Raw genomic sequence first — 24,194 nt, forward strand, 5'->3', positions numbered from 1 at the left:
GCCCCCTGCGGGCGGGGCTACTTGGAGCAGGTCTCCTGGGTCACCTTGCCGCCCGCGGTGGCGGCGGTGGCCGGGTCCATCGACAGGCACAGGCCCGTCCAGTTGTTGATGAACTGGTACGCCGGCCGGGATCCGGTCGCGGTGGCGAGCTTGGTCGGGACGACGTTCCACAGCTGGCTGCCGGAGAACCAGCGGGTCTCGCAGTCCCACCAGAAGAGCTGGGTGCCGGAGCCCGGCGGGGTGCCGTTGTCGTAGGGGACGGTCAGGCACTTGCCGTTGCTCGCCTTGATCCAGTAGTAGCCCTTGCCGTCGTACGTCGACGGCTTCTCGGCCCCCCACTGGTGGCTGCTGGGCGGGGACGACTGGCACTCGCGCTGGGTGACCAGGCCGCCGGTCCTGGAGCTGTCGAACTCGGGACCCCGCACCATGCAGCGGCCGTAGAGGCTGTTGACGTAGGTCTTGTCGGCGTTGACCAGCCAGATGGTCCGGTTGCCGCCCCTGACGGCGTGGTCGGCGTTGTGGTCGATGATCGCGTTGACCAGGCCCCAGCCGGGGAAGTCCGTCATGACGATGCCGACGCGGCCGGTGCTGCCGTTGAGGTGCTTCATCAGCTGGACGTTGACGCCGGGTTCCTCGTGGACGATGTCGCCGTTCTCGTTGCCCAGCTTCCAGCCGCCGGCGTAGTCGGACGGCAGCAGGCCGAAGGGGGCCCTGGACGCGGAGGTGTACGTCACGTACGTGTCACCGGGGCGGCCGGAGCGCGCCTGGTCGACGTTGCCCTTGACATAGCCCCACTTCTCCGCGACGGTCTCCGCCGCCCAGTGGTCCTCCTTGCGGTCGTTGAAGCCCTTGATCCCGTAGCTGTCGCTGTCGACGCTGTCGAAGCTGCCCAGGACCAGCTTGCCGCGGACCTGCCCGAGCGTCGGGACCTCCGCCCTGCCGGAGCCCGACGTCGAGGGCGTGTAGAAGAGGTTGGGGTACCTCGCCACGTAGCCGGCGAAGATCGCCCTGACCGTCGCCGGGGTCACGGACTTCGGGTCGTGCGCGCAGTCGAAGGCGCCCGCGTCCGAGTAGGGGCATTCGGACTTCAGCCGCATCACGACCGTCTCGGTCGGGTGCGCGCGGAGGAAGGACTGTGCCTTGGTCAGGACGTCGTCGAAGTTGGCCTGCTGGTAGTACACGCCGTGGTGGACGGTGAAGGCCGAGCCCCCGGAGACCCGGGCCCGGACGTCGATGGCCCGGATGCCCCGCTCCAGCTGCGCCGTCAGGGTGTCCGCGCTGTCTCCCCAGTCCTCCTGCGTCTGCACGCTGGTGCCGTCGTGGATGGCGAGCGTGTCGTGGGTGCCGGGGATGGACATGGCGGAGAGCGGGGTGTCGCTCGCGACGCCCCACATCCACTCGGCCCGGTCCGGCTGCCCGATGTTCCGGTAGGCGTCCTGGTTCGTCGACCCCGCCGCATCGGCGGGGACGGGCGTCAGCAGCGCGGCTCCCAGGGCGAGGCAGGCGGCCGTCATCAGGCCGGTCGGCCGACGGGAGCGCCGGCGCGATCCGGCGCCCGTGGCGTGGGGGGTGAGGCGGGACATGGGGCTCCGGTTCGGGTAGGGGTGGCGGTGCGGAGGCCAGTCTGGCCGCCACCCCTGGCGTTCCACTGACGTTCCGCTAACGCCCTAGGCGCCCTTGCGGTACCGGCCGGGCGCCACCCCGTACTCCCGCTTGAAGGCTTTGGCGAAGGCGAACTCCGAGGAGTAGCCGGAGCGTTCGGCGACCGCGCGGAGGGGGAGGTCGTCGGAGCGGAGGAGGCGGCCCGCCGTGGTCATGCGCCACCAGGTGAGGTACGCGAGGGGCGGGCGTCCGACGAGGGTGGTGAAGCGGCGGGCGAAGGCGGCGCGGGAGAGGCCGCCGAGGGCGCCCAGCTCCTCGACCGTCCACGCCCTGGCGGGATCGCCGTGGAGGGCGCGCAGGGCGCCCGCGACGGCCGGATCGCTCAGCGCGGCCGACCAGCCGGTGGAGCGGTCGGCGCGCTCGGTGAGCCACCAGGTGCGGAGCAGGTACAGGAGCAGGGTGTCGAGGAGGGCGGGGACGATCGCGTCGGAGCCCGGCCGGGGCTCGGCGAGTTCGGCGCCGAGCAGGTCGACGGCGGCGCGCAGCCGGGGGTGGGAGCCGACCCGGGCGGGGAGGTGGACGTACGGCGGCAGTTCGGTGAGCAGGGGGTGGGCGCGGGCCCGGCTGAGCTGGTAGGCGCCGCAGAGCAGCAGGGTCTCCTCGGCGCCGACGGGCCCGCGGTCGGGCGGGGTGGGCCAGGAGCCGTCGGGGGCGGGCAGGGCGTCGACGAGCGGGGTGCCGGGCCGGTCGGCGAGGCCGTGGCCGGTGCCGTGGGCGAGGAGGACGACGTCTCCGGGGCCGAGCCGGACGGGGGCGCCGTCGTCCGGGGGCAGCAGCCAGGCGGTGCCCTGGAGGAGGACGTGGAATCCGGCGCCCTCGCTCGGGGGGAAGCGGAGGCCCCAGGGGGCGAAGCGGACGGTGCGGGAGGAGTGCGGGCGCCCGGTGCGCATGGCGGCGATGGCATCGCTCAGTACGTCCATGGCCCGAACGGTAGCGTGCGAGACGATCGGACATGAAGGGGAGTCGGGGAGACATGGATCGTCTCCTCCGGCCCGCCTAGCGTCGAGGTCATGACGACAACAGGCATGACGACGAAGGCCGTTCTCTTCCACGAGCTCGGCGGGCCCGAGGTGCTGCGGGTCGAGGAGGTGCCGCTGCCGGAGCCCGGCCCCGGGGAGGTGCTCGTCCGGGTGGAGGCGATCGGACTGAACCGCGCCGAGGCGCTGTTCCGCTCCGGCACGTACCACTACCCGGCGACGCTGCCGGGTTCGCGGCTCGGTTACGAGGCGGCGGGCGTGGTCGAGGCGGTCGGCGCGGGGGTCACCGCGTACGCCCCGGGCGACCCGGTGATGGCGGCGGCCAATTTCGAGTTCGGGACGTACGGCGTGTACGCGGAGCGGGTGGTCCTCCCGGAGGAGTACGTGGTGGCCCGGCCCGAGGGGGCGGACGCGGTGACGGCGGCGGCCGTGTGGCTGGGCCACTTCACCGCGTACGGCGGGATGGTCCTGACCGGCGGACTGCGTCCCGGTGACCACGTGGTGATCACGGGTGCGTCGAGCGGGGTGGGGACGGCCGCGATCCAGACGGCGCTGCGGGTCGGAGCCGTACCGATCGCCACGACCCGCGGCGAGGGCAAGCGGAAGCGGCTCCTGGAGCTGGGAGCCGCGCACGTGATCGCCACGGACACCGAGGACCTGGTCGGGGTGGTGCGGCGGGTCACCGGCGGTGCGGGCGCGGACCTGGCCTTCGACGCGATCGGCGGGCCCGGCTTCGCCCGGCTCGGCGACGCGCTGCGGACCGGCGGCACCGCCGTGCTGTACGGATGGCTCGACCCCCGGCCGGTCGAGCTGTCGCGGAACTGGCCGCTGACCACGCACACGTACGCGAACGGGGCGCTGGCCAGGACCGAGGAGGGGCGTCGGCTCGCGGCCGGGTTCATCGGCTCGGGGCTGCGGGACGGCTCCCTGGCTCCGGTGATCGCCGAGACCTTCGACGGTCTGGAGCGGATCGCCGACGCCCACCGGCTGATGGAGTCGAACGCGCACCTCGGGAAGCTCGTGGTGCGCGTCTCCTCCTGAGGGGCGTCAGCGCCTCGGCACCCCCAGCGGATTGCCGTCGCGGAGCTCCGGCGGCAGGAGGTGGTCGGGGGTCGACTGGTAGGTGACCGGGCGCAGCCAGCGCTCGATCGCGGTCGCGCCGACCGAGGTGGAGGTGGAGGTGGTGGCGGGGTAGGGGCCGCCGTGGTGCTGGGCGGGTGCGACGGCGACGCCGGTGGGCCAGCCGTTGACGAGGACGCGGCCGGCCAGCGGGGTGAGTTCGGCGAGCAGCGGGGCGGCGTCGGCGTCCTCGGCGGCGTCCTCGGCGATGTGCAGGGTGGCGGTGAGGTTGCCGGGCAGCAGGCCGAGGACGGCGGTCACCTCCTCCCGGGTGGAGTAGCGGGCGACGACGGTGACCGGTCCGAAGCACTCCTCCAGGAGGAGGTGGTGGCCGCCGTCGGCGAGCGCGGCGGCGTCGACGGCGAGGACTCCCGCGCTGACGGTGTGGGCGCCGCCCGCGCCGGGGGTGACCGGGGTGTGGACGCCGGCGAGGGCGGCGCGCTCGGCGACGCCCGCGACGAAGGCGTCCCGCATGCGGCGGTCGAGCATGACGGCCGGTTCGGTCTCGCTGACGGCGGCGGTGAGGGCGTCGAGGAAGCGGTCGCCGCCCTCCCCCCGGGGGGCGAGGACGAAGCCGGGCTTGGTGCAGAACTGGCCGGCGCCCAGGGTCATGGAGCCGGCGAGTCCGGCGCCGATCTCCTCGGCGCGCTCGGCCGCGGCGGCCTCGGTGACCACGACCGGGTTGAGGGAGCCGAGTTCGCCGTGGAAGGGGATGGGGACGGGCCGGGTGACGGCCGCGTCGAAGAGGGCCCGGCCGCCGCGGATCGAGCCGGTGAAGCCGGCCGCCGCGACGAGCGGGTGCCGGACGAGCTCCACGCCCGCGTCGAAACCGTGGACGAGGACGGCGACGTCCTCGGGGAGCCCGGTCTTGACGGCGGCCCGGCGCAGCAGGGAGGCGCAGAGCTCGGAGGTGGCGGGGTGGTCGGGGTGGGCCTTGATCACCACGGGGCAGCCGGCCGCGAGGGCGCTCGCGGTGTCGCCGCCGGGGACGGAGAAGGCGAGCGGGAAGTTGCCGGCGGCGTAGACGGCGACGACGCCGAGCGGGATCTTCCAGCGGCGCATGTCGGGGCGGGGCGGGGTGGCCCCGGGATCGGGGAGGTCGATCCGGACGTCGAGGAACCAGCCGTCCTCGACGACGTCCGCGAAGGCGCGCAACTGGGCGGTGGTGCGGGCGAGTTCGCCGGTGAGGCGGACGGGTCCGAGGGCGGTCTCGGCGTCGGCCGCCTCGACGACGTGCTCGCCGGAGGCGTCGAGGAGGTCGGCGGCGGTACGGAGGAAGGCGGCCCGCGCGGCGCGGTCGGCGAGGGCCCCGCGGGCGGCGTGCGCGCCTCTGACGGCGCGGTCGACCTCCTCGGCTGTGGCCTCCACCGCAACCTGCTCGCGCGGCTTCCCCGTCCGGGGGTCCACGCTCCACACTGGTTCTGCCGCCACCGCCACGCCCCTGTTCGCTATTCTGAACGCAGTTCCCATGGATGAACGCATCCGGGTGGGACTCTATGGACGGCCCGGCCGTCTCCACAAGGGGCCCCGTCCGGACGGGGAGGCCGGGGGCGGCCGGCGCAACGGAAGAGGGGCGAGGGCCATGGCGACTGCCGACGCGGGTGGGGCACAGGTGAAGTCCGCGGTGCGGACCGTGGAGCTGCTCGAGTACTTCGCGGGGCGTCCCGGGATGCACTCGCTCGCCGCCGTCCAGGAGGCCGTCGGCTACCCCAAGTCCAGCCTGTACATGCTGCTGCGCACCCTGGTCGAGCTGGGCTGGGTGGAGACGGACGCGACGGGCACGCGGTACGGGATCGGGGTGCGGGCGCTGCTCGTCGGCACCTCCTACATCGACGGCGACGAGGTGGTGGCCGCCTCCCGGCCCACCCTCGACCGGCTCTCCGACGACACCACCGAGACCATCCACCTGGCACGGCTCGACGGCACCAACGTCGTCTACCTGGCGACCCGCCGGTCCCAGCACTACCTGCGGCCGTTCACCCGGGTCGGCCGCCGGCTGCCCGCGCACTCGACCGCGCTGGGCAAGGCGCTGCTCGCCACCCACAGCGACGAGCAGGTGCGCAAGCTGCTCCCGGAGACGCTCCCGGCGCTGACCGAGCACACGATCACCGACCGCGAGGAGCTCATCGAGGAGCTGCACGTCATCCGCGAGCAGGGCCACTCGGTGGACCGCGAGGAGAACACCCTCGGGCTGCGCTGCTTCGGCGTCGCGGTCCCCTACCGGACCCCGGCGCGGGACGCGATCAGCTGCTCGGTGCCGGTGGCGCGGCTCACCCCGGCCCACGAGCAGATGATCAAGGACGCGCTGTTCGACGCGCGGGACCGGCTGACGCTCGCGACCCGCCGCCTCTGAACCACCCGCTCACGCGCGGTCGGCGAGGGCCTTCTGCCACACCGGGCTCTCGACGTAGTGGTTGTCGTACTGCTCCGAGGACGCCTTGATCTCCTCGAAGCTCGCCTCGCCGCGCATCACGCGGCCGAGGAGACGCAGGTAGTCGAAGCGGGCCATGCCGGGCGTGAAGACGAAGAGGACGTCGGCCTCGGCGCCGGGCGCGGCCGCGAAGGCGTGCGGGGTGTGCGGCGGGACGAGGAGGAAGTCGCCCTGCTCCAGGACGGTCAGCTCCTCGCCGACCAGGACCTGGAGCGAGCCGCCGAGCACGAAGAACATCTCCGAGGCCTTGGTGTGGAAGTGCGCCGGGGCGCCGACCGCGCCCTCGGCGAACGAGGAGCGGTAGCTGGTGAGCAGGCCGCCGGTGGTGTCGGAGTCGGCGAGCAGGGTCATCACGCTGCTCGGGTCGGCGGCGGTCTCGGCGGTGGCCGCGCGGGTGAGGAGCGGGGCGAAGGTCTCGATCTCGTTCATGTTCCTTACCCTAGGCGGGCGTTGGCCCGGCAGACAGGTCCAATCGATCATCGGGGGCATGGGCCAATCCGGCCGCGCGCGACGGACGGGAGGAGGGCTCCTCCCCCGTGCGGCGGAGAGGGTTCACCGCCCGGCAGGAGGCGGCGGCCGGGAGCGGCGCGGGAGCGTGGGGCCATGACACGGACCGAGTCCCTCCCCGCCCCGGCGCCCGGCGCCGGCCACCGCCCCGGCCCCGCCCGCCGGGCGCTGCGCCTCCTCGCGATCCTCGCCTGCGTCCCGTACGTCTCGCTCAAGACCGTCTGGGTGGCGGGCGGCGAGATCGGCATCCCGGCCGGGAGCGTGCTCCTGGAGCACCGGCGGATGATGGTGATCGCCAACTCGGTCACGGTGGTCGCCGACGTCCTCGTCGTCGTCCTCGCCCTGCTGCTCACCCAGGCCTGGGGCCGGCGGTTCCCCACCCGGCTCCTCGTCCTCCCCATGTGGGCGGCGACCGGACTGCTCGCGCCGATCGTGACCGGCTACCCGGCGCAGCTCGCGGTCGCCCTCGTCACCGGCGACGAGAAGGCCGCCGCTCCCGGTGAACCCTTCCTGGACGACTGGGTCTTCGGCGTCGTGTACGGCGGCTTCATCCTCCAGGGGCTCGCCCTCGGCACCCTCTTCGCCCTGTACGCCCGGGACCGCTGGGGCCGTCCGTGGCGGGGACGGCTCGGCGAACTGTCCGCCCGCACGTCCGGGCCCGGGACACGGGGCCTCGCCGTGGCCGGCGCGGTGGCCGCGCTCGTACCGGGCGCGCTCCACCTGCTGTGGGCGGCCGGCTCGACCACGGGCCTGTCCGCCCGCCGCATCGCCGAACGCGACGCCGACTTCCACGTCCTGGAGGCCGAGCGGTTCGGCTTCGTCGTCGCCGCCGTCGCCTTCGTCCTCTTCCTGGTGCTGCGCCGGCCGGCCCGGCTCCGGGTCCGCACCACGCTCGCCCTGGCCTGGACGGCCTCGGCCGCCGTCGGCTGCTGGGGCGCCTACATGTCGCTCGTCTCGCTGCTGCCGGACCCGGATCCGAGCAAGCGCGTCCCCGGACTCGTACAGCTGTCCTACGCTGGCGACATGATCACCGGGTTCCTGCTCGCCGCGGGCGTGGCGGCCTTCCTGAGGGAAAGCGCGGCCCCGCGGCGGCGGAGCGCCGGGGCATGAGACCGGCACGGGCCCTGTTCGGGCAGCGGGCCAGGCTGCGCTGGCTCCATCTGATCCTGGGCGGCGCGCTGTTCATGCCGTTCTGGATGGTCGGCTCCCTGGTCGTGGCACCGCTGTTCGACGGCGTCGGCATGTTCACCGGCGGCCTCGGGGCACAACTCGGGGCGTACGCGGCGGGGCTGCCGCTCGCCGCCGTCGTCGCGCTCTTCCCGCTCGCCCGGCCGATGTCGGTGGCGGCGGCACGGACGCTGTGCGGGGTGCCGGCGGACCGGTTCGCCGACGCCCCGGCGCGCGGCGGACGGGCCAGGGCCCGGACGGCCGCGTGGTTCACCCTGCACCTGGGCGCCGGGGCGCTGGTCAGCGGGGCGACGCTGGCCCTGCCGCCGTTCGCGGTCGCGGTCCTCGCGCTGCCGTTCTCGCAGGGGCTCCGGGACTCCGAACTCGGCCGGCTCTGGGGCCTGGACGCGACCTGGCTGCTCCGGGGCGCGGTGCCGGCCGGACTGCTCATGCTGCTCGCGCTCGCCGCCGTCGCCGCCGCGACCGGAGCCCTGCTCGCCCGGCAGGCACCCCGGCTGCTCGGCCCCGGCCCGGCGGACCGGCTCGCGGCGGCCGAGCGGCGCGCCGCCGAGGCGGAGGCCCGCAACCGGCTCGCCCGCGAGCTGCACGACTCGGTCGGCCACGCCCTGAGCGCGGTCACCCTCCAGGCGGGCGCGGCCCGCCGGGTCCTGGACGGCGACCGGGCCGACCCCGAGTTCGTACGGGAGGCGCTGGCCGCGATCGAGGAGACCACCCGGCGCACGGTCGGCGAACTGGACCGGGCCCTCGGCCTGCTGCGCCGCGGCGAGGGCGCCGAGGAGGGCGTGGGCCCGGGGCTCGACGCCCTGGAGGCCCTGGTCCGGGGCGCGGGGCCGCGGGTGGCGCTGACGGTGGACGGTGACCTGGGCGCCGTACCGGAGGCGCTGTCGCGGGAGGCGTACCGGATCGTCCAGGAGGGGCTGACGAACGCGGCCCGCCACGCGGGCGGCGCGCCCGTCGCCGTACGGCTCGACGCCCGCACCGAGGAGTTGGAGATCACGGTGGAGAACCCCCTGCCCGACCGCCCCCCGGTCACCCGGCCCGACGGCGGGCGCGGCCTGCGCGGGATCGCCGAACGGGCCCGGCTGCTCGACGGCACCGCCGAGGCGGGCCCGCTGGGCGGAGCGTGGCGCCTCGCGGTCAGGATCCCCCGGTGAACGCCCCGGAGGTCAGGATCGTCCTCGCCGACGACGAGCGGATGGTCCGGACGGCGCTGCGGGTCATCCTGGACGCGGAACCCGGCCTCCGGGTCGTCGGCGAGGCGTCCACGGGCGCCGAGGCCGTGTCGGTGGTGCGGGCGGAGCGGCCGGACGTCGTCCTCATGGACGTCCGGATGCCGGAGATCGACGGGATCCGGGCCACCGAGCAGATCCTCTCCGGGATGGCGGCACCACCGCGCATCGTGGTGGTCACGACCTTCGAGAACGACTCCTACGTGTACGACGCGCTGCGCGTGGGCGCGGCGGGCTTCCTGCTGAAGCGGGCGGCGGCGGAGGAGCTGGTGAGCGCGGTCCGGCTGGTCGCGCGCAGCGACTCGCTGCTCTACCCGGCGGCGGTCCGCGGACTGGCCGCCGAACACGCCCGCCGCAACCCGCCGGTGGCGCCGCCGTGGGCGGCGCGGCTCACCGGACGGGAGGGGGAGGTGCTGCGCCTGGTCGCGACGGGCCTCACGAACGCGGAGATCGCGGAGCGGATGGGGGTCGGGCCGGCGACGGTGAAGACGCACGTGGCGGCGGTGCTGTCGAAGCTGGGCGCGCGGGACCGGACGCAGGCGGTGATCCTGGCGTACGAGTCGGGGTTCGTCCGGACGGGCTGACGGCGCACCCGGCCGCCCCGCCGGGCCGGCGTCCCCGTGGTGGGCACACGCTGGGGCGGCGCCCTCGCCCCCCCGTTGCGGGCTCCGCCCGCGGGGCGGCGCCCGCCCCTCGCGCCCCGCCGTTGTGAGCGGTCGTTCCGCCGGGGCGAGGGGGGTCCCCCTGCTCGAGCGAAGCCGAGAGCCTGGGGGAGGGTGGGCACAACGGACGGCGCCCCTTGCCGGCGCCCGAGGCTGCTGCGCCTTGACCCGCACCGACGGGCACGGCGCACACGGGTGCGGGTTCAGGCGCGGAACGCGGAGGCGCCGCTGAGGGGCGCCGTCCCGTGTGCCCACCCGTCCCGCCCCAGCGGGACGATTGCCCACACGGGCGGGTGGCGGAAGCGGTCCGCCCCGCGGGGCGCGGGCCCGCACGGGCAGGGGGAGCGGGCGCCGCCCAGGCAGGGCGCGGGCCCGTGCAGGGGGGGTGGTGTTACGAGCGCGTGGCGGTTCCGCAGCTCCCGCGGCCCTCGGTGATCGGCCCGGTGCGGTCGTACGGGTCGACCGACTCGCCGCCCGCGCCGCCCCCCGCCCCTCCCCCGCCGAACTCCGGCCGGAAATAGCCGGTGGCGTTGCCGCATCCGCCGTTCGTCATGTCGGTCTTGTACGACAGGAGGCTGAAGGTCCCCTCCTCGGTGATCACCTTCGACGGGTCGTCCCAGCTCATCACCGTCTCCCGCCGCACGATGACCCGCACGACCTCATCGCCGCCGCCGGCCGGCGCGACCGGGTACACGTACGTGACGTCGGCGGTCACCTCCAGGGCCCCGCGCCGCCCCTCCCGGTAGGAGATCCGGCCGCGGGTCTTCACCACGTCCCCGGCCGGGCGCGCCCGGGCGGGGTCGAAGCGGCTGAAGAGCAGCAGCGGGTCGTGCTCCTCGTCCGGTGCGCGCAACGAAGCCGTCACGTAGGTCGTGACGTCCTTCTGGTGCGGGTTCATCAGGGCGATCGCCTTCTCCGGGCGTCCGCCGCGCAGCACCGCCGGGTCCAGGCCGGACGCGGCGAGGAAGTCGCGGGACCGCGTGAGGGCGCGCTCCACCTCCGCCTTCGTCATCCAGCCGGTCGCCCGGGCGGCGGGCACGGTGATGCCGGCCGTGCCGTTCGCCCAGCGTGCCGCCGGGGAGCCCCGGAAGGGCTCGTCGAGGGTGGGCCGCCCGCCGGGCTCCGGGGGAGGCGCCTGCTCCGGTCGTCCCGTCTCCTGCGCGAGGGGCTTCCCGGTCGGCTCCCCGCCGCCGGTCCGGCCGACGACGCCGCCCGGGTCCAGGGCCACGACGAACAGCACCAGCGAGGCCAGGAACCCCGCCGCGTACCAGCCGTTCCTCCGCCGGGAACCCCGTCCGGGCCGCTCGGGCCGCGCGGGCGTGTGCGCACGCCACGGCGTCGGTTCCGCGCGCTCGGCCCGCGGCCGGCCCGCGGCCTCGCGGTCCGCCGCCGACAGCTCCTTCGGGGCGTTCCCCGCGCCGTCGGCCGAGGTCCGCAGGAACTCCTCCCACATCTCGTCCGGCACGGACGGACCGTCCTTCTCCCCACCTTCGCCCACGGCGACCCCTCCCCTTACGTCCGCGGCCCCTCCCCCGGGGCACCCACATGATCACACGGTGCTCGGACATGAAGGTTCGCTGAGAAACGGGACACATCCGGAACGTCCGCCGCCGGTCCGTTCGTCCCCATCAGTGCGATGAACAAGACGATCAGGAACACGTCGGTCTTCGTCCTGCTCCTGGTGCTCGCCCTGCTCGGTCGGGCCACCTGGGTGCAGGCGTACGAAGGCAAGGCGCTCGCGGACGACTCGAAGAACCGGCGGAAGACCATCGCGCAGTACGCGCAGCCGCTCGGGAACATCGTCGTGGCCGGCTCCCCGGTCACCGGCTCGAAGAGGACGGAGGGATCGGACCTCGCGTACGCACGTACCTACACGGACGGCGAACTGTACGCCGCGGTCACCGGCTTCAGCTCGCAGGCCTACGGCGCCACCCAGCTGGAGGGCATCTACTCCCACGTCCTCGACGGCACCGACGACCGGCTGAAGAACCCCCTGGACGCCGTCACCCGCAAGCAGCAGGAGCCGGGCACGGTCGTCACCACGATCGACCCGGCCGTGCAGAAGGCCGCCTACCGGGCGCTCGGGAGCAAGAAGGGCGCCGCGGTCGCGGTCGACCCGGCGACCGGCCGGATCCTCGCCATGGTCTCCACCCCGTCCTACGACCCGTCGACGATCTCCGGGACGAACGACGGCGACGCCTGGAAGCGACTGATGGCCGACGAGGACAAGCCACTGGTGAACCGTGCGCTCCGGCAGCCGCTCCCGCCCGGCTCCACCTTCAAGCTGGTCGTCGCGGCCGCCGCCCTGGAGGACGGCCTGTACGGCTCCGTGGACACGGCGACGGAGAGCCCCGACCCGTACACCCTGCCGGGCACCCGGACCGTGCTGAGGAACGAGAACGCCTCCGCGCCCTGCGAGAACGCCACGATCCGCACCGCGCTCCGCTACTCCTGCAACAACGTCTTCGGCAAGATGGCCGCCGACCTGGGGCAGGACAAGATGAGGGCGATGGCGGAGAAGTTCGGCTTCGACGACACCGGGCTGGACGTCCCGGTCCGCGCCTACGCGAGCGTGTACCCGTCCGGCATGGACAAGGCGCAGACGGCGCTCACCGGCATCGGCCAGTTCGACGTGACCGCCACCCCGCTGCAGATGGCCATGGTGTCGGCCGCGCTCGCGAACGACGGTCTGCTCGCCGCCCCGCACATGGTCTCGGAGGTCGTCGACTCCGACGGCGACGCGCTGGCCTCGTTCAAGGACGGGGACGCCGAGCGGATCGTCTCCTCCTCGACGGCCGAGCAGCTGCGCAGCGCGATGGTGACCGTGGTGGAGGAGGGCACCGGCACCAACGCGGCCGTGGACGGCGCCGAGGTCGGCGGCAAGACCGGCACCGCGCAGCACGGCGAGAACAACAGCAAGACGCCGTACGCCTGGTTCACCTCCTACGCGAAGGACCGTTCGACCGGCAAGCAGGTCGCCGTCGCGGTGATGATCGAGGACTCGGGCGCCGCCCGCTCCGAGGTCAGCGGCAACGGCCTGGCCGCGCCGGTGGCGCAGAAGATGATGGAGGCGGCGCTGAGGTGACGGGGGAGACGGCGCCGAAGTGACGTGGTGCGGGGGCCGATTGGCCGTCGTGCCCCGTCGCGCGATATGCAGGGTCACGCTCTCACCGAGCACGCATTCGATTCGCCGACTCTGCTCCCGTCCCGCGGAGGACCGCCGTGCGCCTGCCCCGTTCCCTGTCCGGCTGGACCATGGCGGTCTTCGGCGTCCTCGCCGCCGCCCTGGGAGTGGTGGGCCTGGTCGCCCCGGACGCCCTGCTCACCGTCATGGGCTTCGAGCCGGTGCCCGAGGGCGGGCGCGCGGACGGGGACCACACCCTGGTCTTCCTGACGGCCTCCTCGATGGCCGCGCTGAACATGGGCGTGTACTACGTGCTCGCCGCGCTCGCCGACTGGAAGCCGTTCTTCCGGTGGACCGTCCCCTTCCGGCTCCTGACCTGCGCCGTCTTCACCCTGGCGGTCGTCACCGGCCGCGCCCCGGCCGGTTTCGTCGGCGTGGGCCTGTGGGAGGGGCTCGGCGCGGTGGTGACGGGGGCCGCGCTGCGGCACGAGGAGCGGGCGGCCGCGCGTGGATGAGGGGGAGGGCGTCGGCTGAGGCGCACCACGCCGGGCCCTGCCGGCCGGGGCGCACGGACGGCTGACCGGTGACCGGGAACCCGCCCGCGCACCGCTGCTCCCGGGGCTCGCGGAGCCGCGAGGAAACGAGCGGGCCCTGGTCCTGGCGCCGCCTCCGGGGAACCGTCCAGGGAAACCGACCGGTCCGGTCGGCCCTCCTCAGACGCCGGTCTTCGGCCATGCGCCGGTATCGGACGGGTGTCGCCGTGTCCGGATTCGGGACGACGGCGATGTGGCTGGTCTCCGGAATCTGGATCGAGTCCCCCACGGGCTCGGACGGTCTGGCGGCACTGGCCGCCTTCGCCCTCTGGACGCCCGTGCTCGCCGGGGTGCTGTACGCGGTCCAGGGCGTCGGCTCGGTCCTCACGGGGCTGGTCACGGGTCCCCGCTGCGCCGGATCCCCGAACGGACCCTCGCCGTCGTGGGGCTCGCGCTGGTCGCGGTGGCGGGGGTGGGGTGGGCCCCCGGGCTCGCGGCGGGGGCCGTGCCGCGGGGCGTTCCGGAGCGGCAGGGTGAATGGCCTCCGCGGGGGTGGGCACCGCACCCGTGGAGCGGTTGTCCGCAGCCAGTGGTACGAGCGGCCTCGCGGTGCGGCGCGGCCAGGGGGCGTGGAGCATGGAGACAAGCACGGCGCGGCGGGAGGAGGGCAGTGTGACGGCCGGTTCCTTCCCGGGTACGGGGACGGGGACGACGGGGTGGGTCGGGGTGCCCCTGGACGGCAAGGGGCTCCTCGACGTGCTCGGGGTCGCGGCCGTCGTCGTGGACGCCCGTGGCCGGATCGTGCTGTGGAGCCCGCAGGCGGAGAACCTCTTCGGCTTCCGCGCCGACGAGGCCCTCGGCCGCTACGTGGCCCGGCTGATCGTGGGCGAGGAGCACCGGGAGGAGGCGATGCGCCTCTTCGGCGAGGTGCTGCACGGCGGCACGGCCTGGGCCGGCACCTTCCCCGTACGGCACAAGGACGGCTCCGTCCGCCGGGTGGAGTTCCGCAACATGCGGCTCACCGACGACCTGGGCGACCTGTACGCGCTGGGGATCGCCGCCGACGGCGCCGCCGTCGAGCGGATCGAGACCGAGCTGGCGCTCTCGGACCGGCTGGTGTCCCAGTCTCCGATCGGCCTCGCCGTCCTCGACACCGAGCTGCGCTACGTCCTGGTGAACCCGGCCCTGGAACGGATCAACGGCGTTCCGGCCGCGGCGCACCTCGGCCGACGGATCGGCGACATGCTCCCGCAGGTCGACGCCGAGGCCGTGGAGACGGCGCTGCGCGCGGTGCTGGCGACGGGGAAGCCCGTCCTCGACCACTCGGTGGTGGGCCGGACCCCGGCGGATCCGGAGCAGGAGCACACCTGGTCCCTCTCCTTCTACCGCCTGGAGGGGGCGGAGGGCCGCGTCCAGGGCGTCGCGGCCTCGGTGATCGACGTGACCGAGCGGCACCGCGCGGACGCGGACGCGGACCGGTCCCGGCGGCGGCTCGCGCTCATCGCGGACGCCTCGGCGCGGGTGGGCACCACCCTGGAGGTGGAGCGGACGGCCGACGAGCTGGCCTCGGTGGTGGTGCCGGAGCTCGCGGACATCGCCGCGGTCGACGTCCTCGACTCCGTCCTGGCGCTGCGCAGGCCCGGCGCGCCCGAGGAGGGGCCCGAGCTGTTCCGCGCGCTCGCGGTGAAGGCCGGGAGCCGCACGGAGGCGCTGCCGGCGGCGGACCCCCCGGGGGAGGTCGCCATGTACGGGGCGGACCGGCTGGTCACCCGGTGCGTGCACACGGGTCTGCCGGTCCTGGTGGAGCACGTGGGCCCCGGCGACCTGTCGCGGATCGCGCGGAGTCCCGAGGCCGCGGAGCTGCTGGCGCGGGCGGGGGTCCATTCGTATCTGGCGGTGCCGCTGATCGCGCGCGGCGAGGTGCTGGGCGCGCTGGACCTCAAGCGGGACCGCAACGCGCTGCCCTTCGACAGGGACGACGTCCTGCTCGCGACGGAGCTGGCGGCCCGCGCGGCCGTCAGCATCGACAACGCCCGCTGGTACCAGAGCGTGCGGAACTCGGCGGTGACGCTCCAGCGGAGCCTGCTGCCGGGGGCGCCTCCGGTGCGGACGGGGCTGGAGGTCGCCGCCCGCTACCAGCCGGCGCACGCGTCGAGCGAGGTCGGCGGCGACTGGTACGACGTGATCGCGCTGCCCGACGACAAGACGGCGCTCGTCGTCGGGGACGTGATGGGCAGCGGGATCGACGCGGCGGCGACGATGGGCCGGCTGCGGACGGCGACCTGCGCGTTCGCGGACCTGGACCTGTCCCCGGCGCAGGTGCTGCGGCATCTGGACCGGATCACGGCGGGTCTGGAGCACTACATCGCGACCTGTCTCTTCGCCGTGCACGATCCGGTGCGGCAGCGGTGCCGGATCGCGAACGCGGGCCACCTGCCGCCCGTCCGGGTCCCGGTGGACGGCCCGGCCGAGCTGGTGCGGCTCTCCACGGGGGTGCCCCTGGGCGTCGGAGGGGGCACCTTCCGCACGGCTCGGGTGCCGTTCCGGCCCGGGGACCGCCTGGTGCTCTACACGGACGGTCTGATCGAGACCCGCCACGAGGCGATCGACGAGCGGCTCGACCTGCTCGTACGCCTCCTCGACGAGGACCGCGGACCGCTGGAGGAGACCTGTGACCGGCTCCTGCGGGCGCTGCGCCGGCCGGGCGCGCCGGACGACGTGGCGCTCCTGATCGCCAGGAGCACGGGATGACGGCCCGGTACCGGGACGGGGGGCGGGGGCGGGCCCACGCGCGGGAGAAACAGGAGAAGGGGCGGGTCCGGGGCCGTGGCACGGGGCTGCGGAGCGTCGCCGGGCAGGTGTTCGCCCTGGAGGCGCTGATCGCGCTGCTCGTGATCGCGGTGGCGGCGTTCGTGACGTTCCACCAGGAGCGGCGGGACACCGAGCGGGACGCCCGGATCCGTTCGCTCGCGGTCGCGGAGGCCTTCGCCCACGCGCCCGGCATCGACACGGCGCTGACCTCGCCGAATCCGACGGCACGGCTGCAGGACCGGGCGGAGGCGACCCGGCGGGCCACGGGCGTGGACTTCATAGCGGTCCTGAGCCCCTCCGGGGTGCGGTACACCGACTCGCAGCCGGAACTGATCGGCAAGAAGGCGACCGGGGACCTCTCGCGGGCGACGGTGGACGGCGAGTCGTACACGGAGCTGTTCCGGGGCGCGCCCAACGACGCCGTGCGGGCCGTGGTGCCGGTGGTGGACGAGAAGGGAAAGATCGTCGGCCTGGTCAGCAGCGGCATCGAGGTGGAGAGCATCTCGCACTCGGTGCAGAACCGGCTGCCGCTGCTCATCGGCGCGGCGGGCGGCGCCCTGGTGGCGGCCGTGGGCGGGGCGGCCCTGGTGAGCCGGCGGCTGCGGCGGCAGACGCACGGTCTGGGGCCGGCGGAGATGACCCGGATGAAGGAGCATCACGAGGCGGTGCTGCACGCGGTCCGGGAAGGGGTCCTGATCATGGGCGCCGACCACCGGCTGCTGCTCGCCAACGACGAGGCGCGCCGGCTGCTCGGCCTCTCGGCGGAGGCGGAGCGGCTGCCGGTCTCGGAGCTCGGTCTGGATCCGCGGACGGTCGAACTCCTGGAGTCGGGGCGGTCGGCGACGGACGAGGTGCACCGGGCGGGCGACCGGCTGCTCGCGGTGAGCGTGCGGCCCACGCTCACGGACGGCACCAAGTCGGGCAGCGTGATGACGATGCGGGACACCACGGAGCTGGCGGCCGTGACCGGCCGGGCGGCGGTGGCCCGCGGCCGGCTGCAGCTGCTGTACGAGGCGGGGGTGCGGATCGGGACGACGCTGGAGGTCGTACGGACGGCGGAGGAGCTGGCGGAGGTGGCGGTCCCCCGGTTCGCGGACTTCGCGACGGTGGAGCTGCTCGAACCGGTGCTGCGCGGGGAGGAGCCCCCCGCGGCCGCGGCCGCGTCCACGGAGATGCGGCGGACGGCGCTGAGCGGGCTGCGGCCCGACCAGCCGCTCCAGCCGGTCGGGGACACCGTCCACTTCCACGTCCGCAGCACCCCGATGGCGAAGGCCCTGTACGCCGGGCACGCGGTGGTGGAGCCGGAGCTGGCCTCGGCGGAGGGCTGGCGGGCGCAGGACCCGGAGGGTGCTGCGCAGGCCCTGGCGTACGGGATGCACTCGCTGCTCACGGTGCCGCTGCTCGCCCGCGGGGTGGTCCTCGGGATGGCCAACTTCTGGCGGGCGGACACCCCGGAGCCGTTCGGGGAGGACGACCTGTCGTTCGCGGAGGAGCTGGCGGCGCGGGCGGCGGTCGCGATCGACAACGCGCGCCGGTTCACGCGGGAGCACGCGATGGCGGTGACGCTGCAGCGGAGCCTGCTGCCCCGGGTGCTGCCGGACCAGGGCGCGGTGGAGGTGGCGTACCGGTACCTTCCGGCGAAGGCCGGGGTGGGCGGTGACTGGTTCGACGTGATCCCGCTGCCGGGGGCGCGGGTGGCGCTCGTGGTGGGGGACGTGGTGGGGCACGGACTGCACGCGGCGGCGACCATGGGGCGGCTGCGGACGGCGGTGCACAACTTCTCGACCCTGGACGTGCCGCCGGACGAGCTGCTCGGCCACCTCGACGAGCTGACGGGCCGGATCGAGGACGGGGACGGGGAGGCCGCGGGCGGCGAGGTGCGGCGGCGGGACGAGGGCATCACCGGCGCGACCTGTCTGTACGCGATCTACGATCCGGCGTCCGGGCTCTGCACGGTGGCGAGCGCGGGCCATCCCGGTCCGGCGCTCGTGGCTCCCGACGGGCGGGTCGAGTTCCCCGAGCTGTCGCCGGGGCTGCCGCTGGGGCTCGGGCTGGGCGACGTGCCCTTCGAGTCGACGGAGCTGTGGCTGCCGGAGGGCAGCAAGCTGGTGCTGTTCACGGACGGGCTCCTGGAGGACCACGGGCGGGACCTGGACGCGGGGCTCGGGCTGCTGCGGACGACGCTCGCCCGGCCGGGCCGGAGCCCGGAGGAGATCTGTGCGGACGTGCTCGCGACGCTCCTCACGTCGACGCAGCGGGACGACATCGCGCTGCTCGTGGCGGAGACCCGGCTGCTCGCCCGGGACCGGATCGCCGAGTGGGAGGTGCCCCGGGACCCGTCGGCGGTGTCGCCGGTGCGGAACGCGGCGGCGGCGAAGCTGTCGGAGTGGGGGCTCGACGGGCTGGCGTTCACGGCGGAGCTGATCCTCAGCGAGCTGATCACGAACGCGGTGCGGTACGGGGCCGATCCGGTGCGCGTACGGCTCCTCCACGACCGGACGCTGATCTGCGAGGTCTCGGACGGCAGCAGCACCTCGCCGCACCTGCGGCACGCGGCGACGACGGACGAGGGCGGGCGCGGGCTGTATCTGGTCGCCCAGTACGCGGAACGCTGGGGCACGCGCTACGCCCGGCGCGGCAAGACGATCTGGGCGGAACTGAGGGTGGGCGCGGACGGCTCGGAACCGGCCCCGACGGCCGTCCCGGACCTGGACGCCCTGGAGGACCTGGCCTGGTGAGCGCCCGGTTCCCCCGACCGCCGTTGCGGGCGGTCGTTCCGCCGGGGCGAGGGGCCCCTGCTCGGGGGGGGGCGAGAGCCCGGGGTGGGCGGGCACGGCGGAGCGGCGCGCGTGGCCGCGCCCGGGCTCCCGTGCCTGGACCCGCCCCCGAACCCGCACCGCGGGGGCTCCGCACGACCCGTGGTATACCAAATGGAGCGTCACCTGCCCCGCACCCGCCCCCGAGGAGCCCACGTGACCCCACCCCCCACCGCCACCCTCTTCCACGACGTCCGTCCCTTCGGCGCCCCGCCCCGCGACCTGATCGCCGTGGACGGCGAACTCGTGGCCGAGATCCCGCGGGGAGCGGTCGTCGAGCGGGTCGACGGGGCCGGCCGGCTCGCGCTGCCGACACTGGTCGACGCGCACGTCCACCCCGACAAGACCTCCTGGGGCGAGCCCTGGCACAGCCGCCGCCCCGCGCACGGCATCGCCGAGTACGTCGCGGGTGACGTGGAGCTGGCCCGCGCCCTGCCGACCCCGGTCGCCGAGCGGGCGCTGCGGCTGATGTCGCACGCCGCCGCCCAGGGCACCCGCGCGATGCGCGCCCACGCGGACGTGGCCCCGGCGTACGGGCTCTCCGGGATCGAGGGGGTCGCCGAGGCGGCCCGGAAGCTCGCCGGGATCGTCGACGTCGAGCTGGTCGCCTTCCCGCAGCACGGGGTGGTCCGGACGCCGGGGGTGGCCGAGCTCCTGGCGGAGGCCGCCGCGAGCGGGCTCGTCACCCACATCGGCGGCATCGACCCGGCCGGCTTCGACGCGGACGGCGGCCACGGGGGCGATCAGCTCGGCACGGTCTTCGGGCTCGCCGAGAAGCACGGGCTCGGCCTCGACATCCACCTCCACGACCGGGGCGAGCAGGGACTCGCGCCGCTGCGGGACATCGCGGCCCGCACGCGCGCGCTGGGGCTCCGGGGCCGGGTGAACGTGGGACACGCCTTCGCGGTCGCGTCCCTCCCGGACCGCGCGCTCGACGAGACGGCGGACCTCCTGGCGGAATCCGGGGTCTCGCTCACGACGGTCGCCCTCTCCCCGGCGACGATCCTGCCGTTCCGGAGGCTCGCCGAGCGCGGGGTGCCGGTCGGCCTGGGCTCGGACGGGGTCCGGGACAGCTGGAGCCCGTTCGGCGACGCGGACATGCTGCGCCGGGCCTGGCTCGCCGCCTGGGCCCTGGAGGCACGGCTCGACGAGGAGCTGGAGGCCTGCTTCCGCCTCGCGGCGGACGGCGGCGCGGAGCTCCTGGGCCTCCCGAGGTCCGACCTGCGCCCCGGCTCCCCCGCCGACTTCATGCTCGTCGACGGCGAGTGCCTGCCGCAGGCGGTGGTGGACGTGCCCCGCCGTGACCTGGTGGTCCGCGCGGGCCGGGTGGTGGCGCGGGACGGCCACCTGGTCTGAGGCGTACGGGCACGGGCCCCGCGCGGGCACGGGCCCGGCGCGGGCACGGGCCCGGGCCCGGCGCGGGCACGGGCCGGGGTGTACGGGCACGGGCCGGGGCGGTACGGGCCCCGCGCGGGCGCCGTACCCGTGCCCGTACACCGCCTCAGTCCCGCTCCACGTCCACCGTGGTGAGCGAGGCGTACCGCCCGGGGTCGGTGCGCCGGATGCGCAGGGCCACGAGCAGACCGGCCGCGAGGACCACCGGGAGCGGCACCAGGAGGGCCGTGTTCACGGCGCCGGTGCGGCCGGTGAGCAGGTCGAAGTGGACCACGGCCAGGACGGTGAGCAGGGCGAGGCCGGCGCAGGAGACGAGCGGTGCCCAGACGACCCGGGCGGCCGAGAGGCCCCTCCGGTCGCGCCGGAAGTAGGCCCAGACGGCGAGCGCGGCGAGGGCCTGCATGCCCATGATGCCGAGGACGCCGACGCTGTTGGTCCACAGGAAGACCTCGCCGTACGGGTCGGCGGCGAGGAGCGCCCCGGCGCCGACGACGGCCAGGTCGAAGCAGGTCTGGGCGACGACGGCCCCGCCGGGCGAGCCGTGCTTCCCGGAGACCGTGCCGAGGCGGCGGGGCAGCAGGCCCTCGCGGCCGAGGGCGTACAGGTAGCGGGCTCCGGCGTTGTGGAAGGCGAGCGTGGCGGCGAAGGCGCTGACGACGATGAGGCCGTGCATGGCGTCCGCCAGCCAGGGTCCCGCGTACAGTTCGGCGGCCCGGAAGGTGAGTTCGGGCCCGTCGGCGGCACGGGCCAGCTCCACGGCCTCGTCGGTGCCGAAGGCGCCCATGATCAGCCAGCAGCCGAGGGAGTAGAAGACGGCGAGGAAGCCGATCGCGACGAAGGTGGCGCGGGGCACGGTCCGCTGCGGTTCGCGCACCTCCTCGGCGAAGATCGCGGTGGCCTCGAAGCCGGTGAAGGCGCCGATGACCAGCACGAACATGCCCGCGACGCCGCCCGCGGCGAGCGTGGAGGGCGCGAAGGACGCGGTGTCGAGGGCGGCGGTGCCGCGCTCGCCGAGGATGCCGCCGTCCATGACGACGAGCGAGAGGACCTCCAGGACCAGGGCGATGCCGAGGACCTTGGCGCTGAGCGTGACCTTCAGCAGGCCGAGCACGCCGACGGCGAGGACGCAGAGCCCGGAGAGCAGCCACCAGGGCACGTCGGCGCCGGTGGCGTCGCGGACCGATCCGGCGGCGAAGTAGCCGAAGGCGGCGGCGACTCCGGGGGTGACGAGGTTGTACGAGACGACGGCGACGTAGGCGGTGCCGACGCCGAGGGTGCGGCCCAGGCCCCGGGCGACGTACGCGTAGAAGGCCCCGGCGTTGCGGACGTGCAGGCTCATCGCGGTGAACCCGGCGGCGAAGAGGGCCAGCAGGGCACCGGAGACGAGGTAGGCGAGCGGGGCGCCGGGGCCGCCGATGCCGATGGCGAAGGGGGCGACGCCGGCGAGGACGGTGAGCGGCGCGGCGGCGGCCACGACGAAGAAGACGAGGTCGAAGGTGCCGACCCGGCCCGCGGCGAGCCGGCCCGCCGCCTCGGGAGCCGTGCGGGACGTGGTCTCGGCGTTCACGCGGCTCCTCCCGCGACGGGGAGGAGCGCGGGGTGGGCGTCGTCGGCGAAGGGACCGACGACCAGGCCCGCGTGGAGCACGAGGAGTCGGCGGGGGTGGGCGGCGACGGCCTCGGGGACGGAGCCGGCGGCGACGACGACGAGGTCGGCGCGGGCGCCGGGGGCGAGGCCGTGGTCGGTGAGGCCGAGCGCTGCGGCGGCCTCGTCGGTGACGAGGGAGGCCGCGACGGACAGTTCGGGGTCGGTCATCAGGCCGGTCCTGAGGCCGATGATCGTGGCGCGTTCGAGCATGTCGGCGGTGCCGTAGGGCCACCAGGTGTCGCGGATGTTGTCGGAGCCCGCGAAGACCCGGACGCCGTGCTCGCGCAGCCGGAGGACGGGCGGGACGGGGCCGCTCGGGCCGTTGGTCATGATCGCGACCCCGGCGGCGGCGAGGGCGGTGGCGGTGCGGTCGAGTTCGGTGGCGTCGACGTCGCCGAGGGCGTAGGCGTGGCTGACGGCGACCCGGCCGCCGAGGCCGAGGGCGGCGGTGCGGGCGGCGATGTCCCGCAGCTGGGCGGTGCCGGTCTCGCCGCCGTCGTGGAGGTGCAGGTCGATGCCCTTGCCGTGGCGTTCGGCGAGGCCGAAGACGGTGTCGAGCTGGCCGGCGGCGTCTCCGTCGAAGCCCACGGGGTCGAGGCCGCCGACGAGGTCGGCGCCGTCGGCGAGCGCGGCGTCGAGGAGTTCGGCGACGCCGGGCGCGGTGACGACCCCGGACTGCGGGAAGGCGACGAGCTGGATGCCGAGCCGGTCGCGGAACTCCTCGCGGACGTCGAGGAGGGCGTGCAGGTGGTCGAGGCCGGTGTCGGGGTCGACGTCGACGTGGGAGCGGACGTGTCCGGTGCCGAGGGAGACCATGCGGCGGGCGAGGGCGGCGGCCCGTTCGGCGACGGGCACGTCCTCGGTGCGGCGGGAGTCGCGCTCGGCGGCGATCTGCTCCCGCAGCGTGGCGGTGGCCCGGTGCGGGCGCCAGGGGGCGCCGAGGAGGGTCTTGTCGAGGTGGGCGTGGCCGTCGACGAGGGCGGGCAGCAGCAGCGCGCCGCCGAGGTGGAGCGCGCCGGGCGGGACGGGGCGGTCCGGGAGGTGCGGTTCGACGGCGCTCACCCGGCCCTCCCGGAGGTGGACGTCGGCGGTGCGGCCGTCGGGGAGGGTGGCCCCGAGGAGGGCGGTGGGCCGGGGCGGGGCGGAGGCCTCGCGCATGGTGTCTCCTTCGCGGAGTGGGTACGGGTCGCAGGGGGCGTGCGCCGCGATGCCCCTGGTGATCGCGGCGCGGCGCCAAGGTAGCTGGTATACCGAATACCAGGCAACGGTGTGCGGCCCCTCCTTCGGAACCTTCTCCGGCCCGTCTGCGGCCCGTCTGCGAAGATCGGGGAAGCGCCGTCCCCGCACCTCCCGACTGGAGCCCTCCCCATGACCACCCCCCGCCCCGCCGCCCGCAGCACCGCCATCGGGGACACCCATCCGTCCCTGCGGGAGCGGGTGTACGTGGAGCTGCGGGAGCGGATCATCGAGGGCGACTACCCGGCGGGGCTGCGGCTCGTGGAGCGGGAGGTGGCCGACGAGCTGCGGGTCTCCCGGGTGCCGGTGCGCGAGGCGATGCAGCGCCTGGAGTCGGAGGGCTTCCTCTCGGTGCAGCCGCGCCGGGGCTCGGTGGTGGCCGGGTTCGGGCCGCGGGACGCCGAGTACCTCTTCGACGTGCGGGAGAACCTGGAGGGCCTGGCCGCACGGCTCGCCGCCCGGCACGCTCCCCCCGCCGGCCTGCGGGACCTGGAGCGGCTCCTGGCGCGGGCGCGGAGGGCGGCGGAGTCCGGGCGGCTGCGCGAGGCCGTCTCGCTCAACGCCGACTTCCACCGCAGCGTCGTCGAACTCTCCGGGAACCCGCTCCTGGTGGACCTGATGGCCCCGCTCGACTCCCGGTTGCGCCGCCTCTTCCGGCTCACCTCGGCGCAGGCGGACGGCGAGCCGATGTGCGGGGCGCACGAGCGGCTCTACGAGGCGGTCCGCGACCGCGACGAGGACGGCGCGGAGGCCCTGGCCCGCGCCCACGTCGCCGACACCCGCGCCTCGGCCCGGCGCCTCCTCGCGGCGCTGCCGGACGCCGGGGACCCGGCCTGACCGACACCCCCCGGGCGGCG

General features: G+C 75.3%; 18 protein-coding genes. 11 read left to right on the top strand and 7 right to left on the bottom strand.

Annotated features, from left to right (window positions below; all coding sequences use genetic code 11):
* Positions 1 to 17: 17 nt before the first annotated feature.
* Both IE180_RS12665 and IE180_RS12670 read right to left on the bottom strand, forming a co-directional pair.
* A complete protein-coding gene (locus IE180_RS12665; protein ID WP_190156953.1) occupies positions 18 to 1,583 on the bottom strand; it encodes a phosphatidylinositol-specific phospholipase C domain-containing protein in 1,566 nt (521 codons plus the stop codon).
* An 84-nt stretch (positions 1,584 to 1,667) separates the two neighbouring features.
* Entirely contained in the window at positions 1,668 to 2,582 is a 915-nt protein-coding gene (locus IE180_RS12670; RefSeq protein WP_190156954.1) for an AraC family transcriptional regulator, read from the bottom strand.
* A gap of 90 nt (positions 2,583 to 2,672) precedes the next feature.
* On the opposite strand from IE180_RS12670, the gene IE180_RS12675 reads away from it, so the two are divergent.
* Positions 2,673 to 3,680, top strand: coding sequence for a zinc-dependent alcohol dehydrogenase family protein (locus IE180_RS12675; RefSeq protein ID WP_190156955.1), 1,008 nt, complete (start codon positions 2,673 to 2,675; stop codon positions 3,678 to 3,680).
* A gap of 6 nt (positions 3,681 to 3,686) precedes the next feature.
* Here IE180_RS12675 and IE180_RS12680 read toward each other — a convergent pair whose 3' ends face one another.
* Positions 3,687 to 5,126 (bottom strand): aldehyde dehydrogenase (NADP(+)), encoded by a 1,440-nt coding sequence (locus IE180_RS12680; protein WP_229860459.1) that lies wholly within the window; start codon positions 5,124 to 5,126, stop codon positions 3,687 to 3,689.
* A 214-nt stretch (positions 5,127 to 5,340) separates the two neighbouring features.
* Here IE180_RS12680 and IE180_RS12685 point away from each other — a divergent pair, with 214 nt between their 5' ends.
* Positions 5,341 to 6,111, top strand: a complete 771-nt coding sequence (locus IE180_RS12685; RefSeq protein WP_190156957.1) for an IclR family transcriptional regulator — start codon at positions 5,341 to 5,343, stop codon at positions 6,109 to 6,111.
* Positions 6,112 to 6,120: 9 nt separating this feature from the next.
* Here IE180_RS12685 and IE180_RS12690 read toward each other — a convergent pair whose 3' ends face one another.
* Positions 6,121 to 6,618, bottom strand: a complete 498-nt coding sequence (locus tag IE180_RS12690) for a cupin domain-containing protein (protein ID WP_190156958.1) — start codon at positions 6,616 to 6,618, stop codon at positions 6,121 to 6,123.
* Positions 6,619 to 6,792: 174 nt separating this feature from the next.
* On the opposite strand from IE180_RS12690, the gene IE180_RS12695 reads away from it, so the two are divergent.
* Genes IE180_RS12695 through IE180_RS12705 form a run of 3 tightly spaced genes read left to right on the top strand, consistent with a single transcriptional unit; the run spans position 6,793 to position 9,697 of the window.
* Positions 6,793 to 7,806, top strand: coding sequence for a hypothetical protein (locus IE180_RS12695; protein WP_190156959.1), 1,014 nt, complete (start codon positions 6,793 to 6,795; stop codon positions 7,804 to 7,806).
* Positions 7,803 to 9,038 (top strand): sensor histidine kinase, encoded by a 1,236-nt coding sequence (locus IE180_RS12700; RefSeq protein ID WP_190156960.1) that lies wholly within the window; start codon positions 7,803 to 7,805, stop codon positions 9,036 to 9,038. Before IE180_RS12695 ends, IE180_RS12700 begins: the two co-directional genes overlap by 4 nt.
* A gap of 41 nt (positions 9,039 to 9,079) precedes the next feature.
* The gene (locus IE180_RS12705) at positions 9,080 to 9,697 is read left to right on the top strand and encodes a response regulator (RefSeq protein WP_229860487.1); all 618 of its coding nucleotides are present in this window, start codon (positions 9,080 to 9,082) and stop codon (positions 9,695 to 9,697) included.
* Between the two features lie 469 nt (positions 9,698 to 10,166).
* Here the strand turns inward: IE180_RS12705 and IE180_RS12710 are convergent, their stop codons facing one another.
* Positions 10,167 to 11,273, bottom strand: coding sequence for a hypothetical protein (locus IE180_RS12710; RefSeq protein ID WP_190156962.1), 1,107 nt, complete (start codon positions 11,271 to 11,273; stop codon positions 10,167 to 10,169).
* Positions 11,274 to 11,411: 138 nt separating this feature from the next.
* Here IE180_RS12710 and IE180_RS12715 point away from each other — a divergent pair, with 138 nt between their 5' ends.
* The 5 genes from IE180_RS12715 to IE180_RS12735 all read left to right on the top strand — a co-directional run bounded on the left by IE180_RS12715 (position 11,412) and on the right by IE180_RS12735 (position 20,415).
* Positions 11,412 to 12,860, top strand: coding sequence for a peptidoglycan D,D-transpeptidase FtsI family protein (locus IE180_RS12715; RefSeq protein WP_190156963.1), 1,449 nt, complete (start codon positions 11,412 to 11,414; stop codon positions 12,858 to 12,860).
* Between the two features lie 170 nt (positions 12,861 to 13,030).
* Entirely contained in the window at positions 13,031 to 13,414 is a 384-nt protein-coding gene (locus IE180_RS12720) for a hypothetical protein (RefSeq protein WP_190157363.1), read from the top strand.
* A 654-nt stretch (positions 13,415 to 14,068) separates the two neighbouring features.
* Complete coding sequence (locus tag IE180_RS12725) at positions 14,069 to 16,183, top strand: SpoIIE family protein phosphatase (RefSeq protein WP_190156964.1); 2,115 nt, start codon at positions 14,069 to 14,071, stop codon at positions 16,181 to 16,183.
* Positions 16,180 to 18,981 carry a SpoIIE family protein phosphatase gene (locus IE180_RS12730; RefSeq protein ID WP_190156965.1) on the top strand — a complete coding sequence of 934 codons (2,802 nt, stop codon included), beginning with the start codon at positions 16,180 to 16,182 and terminating at the stop codon, positions 18,979 to 18,981. Before IE180_RS12725 ends, IE180_RS12730 begins: the two co-directional genes overlap by 4 nt.
* Positions 18,982 to 19,173: 192 nt before the next feature.
* Positions 19,174 to 20,415 (top strand): amidohydrolase, encoded by a 1,242-nt coding sequence (locus tag IE180_RS12735; protein ID WP_190156966.1) that lies wholly within the window; start codon positions 19,174 to 19,176, stop codon positions 20,413 to 20,415.
* A gap of 145 nt (positions 20,416 to 20,560) precedes the next feature.
* Here IE180_RS12735 and IE180_RS12740 read toward each other — a convergent pair whose 3' ends face one another.
* Positions 20,561 to 22,021 carry an APC family permease gene (locus IE180_RS12740; RefSeq protein WP_190156967.1) on the bottom strand — a complete coding sequence of 487 codons (1,461 nt, stop codon included), beginning with the start codon at positions 22,019 to 22,021 and terminating at the stop codon, positions 20,561 to 20,563.
* Entirely contained in the window at positions 22,018 to 23,259 is a 1,242-nt protein-coding gene (locus IE180_RS12745) for an amidohydrolase (RefSeq protein ID WP_190156968.1), read from the bottom strand. Before IE180_RS12745 ends, IE180_RS12740 begins: the two co-directional genes overlap by 4 nt.
* A gap of 210 nt (positions 23,260 to 23,469) precedes the next feature.
* On the opposite strand from IE180_RS12745, the gene IE180_RS12750 reads away from it, so the two are divergent.
* The gene (locus IE180_RS12750; RefSeq protein ID WP_190156969.1) at positions 23,470 to 24,174 is read left to right on the top strand and encodes a GntR family transcriptional regulator; all 705 of its coding nucleotides are present in this window, start codon (positions 23,470 to 23,472) and stop codon (positions 24,172 to 24,174) included.
* Positions 24,175 to 24,194: the final 20 nt, after the last annotated feature.

This window comes from Streptomyces litmocidini (genome assembly GCF_014649755.1).
Classification (GTDB): Bacteria; Actinomycetota; Actinomycetes; order Streptomycetales; family Streptomycetaceae; genus Streptomyces; species Streptomyces litmocidini.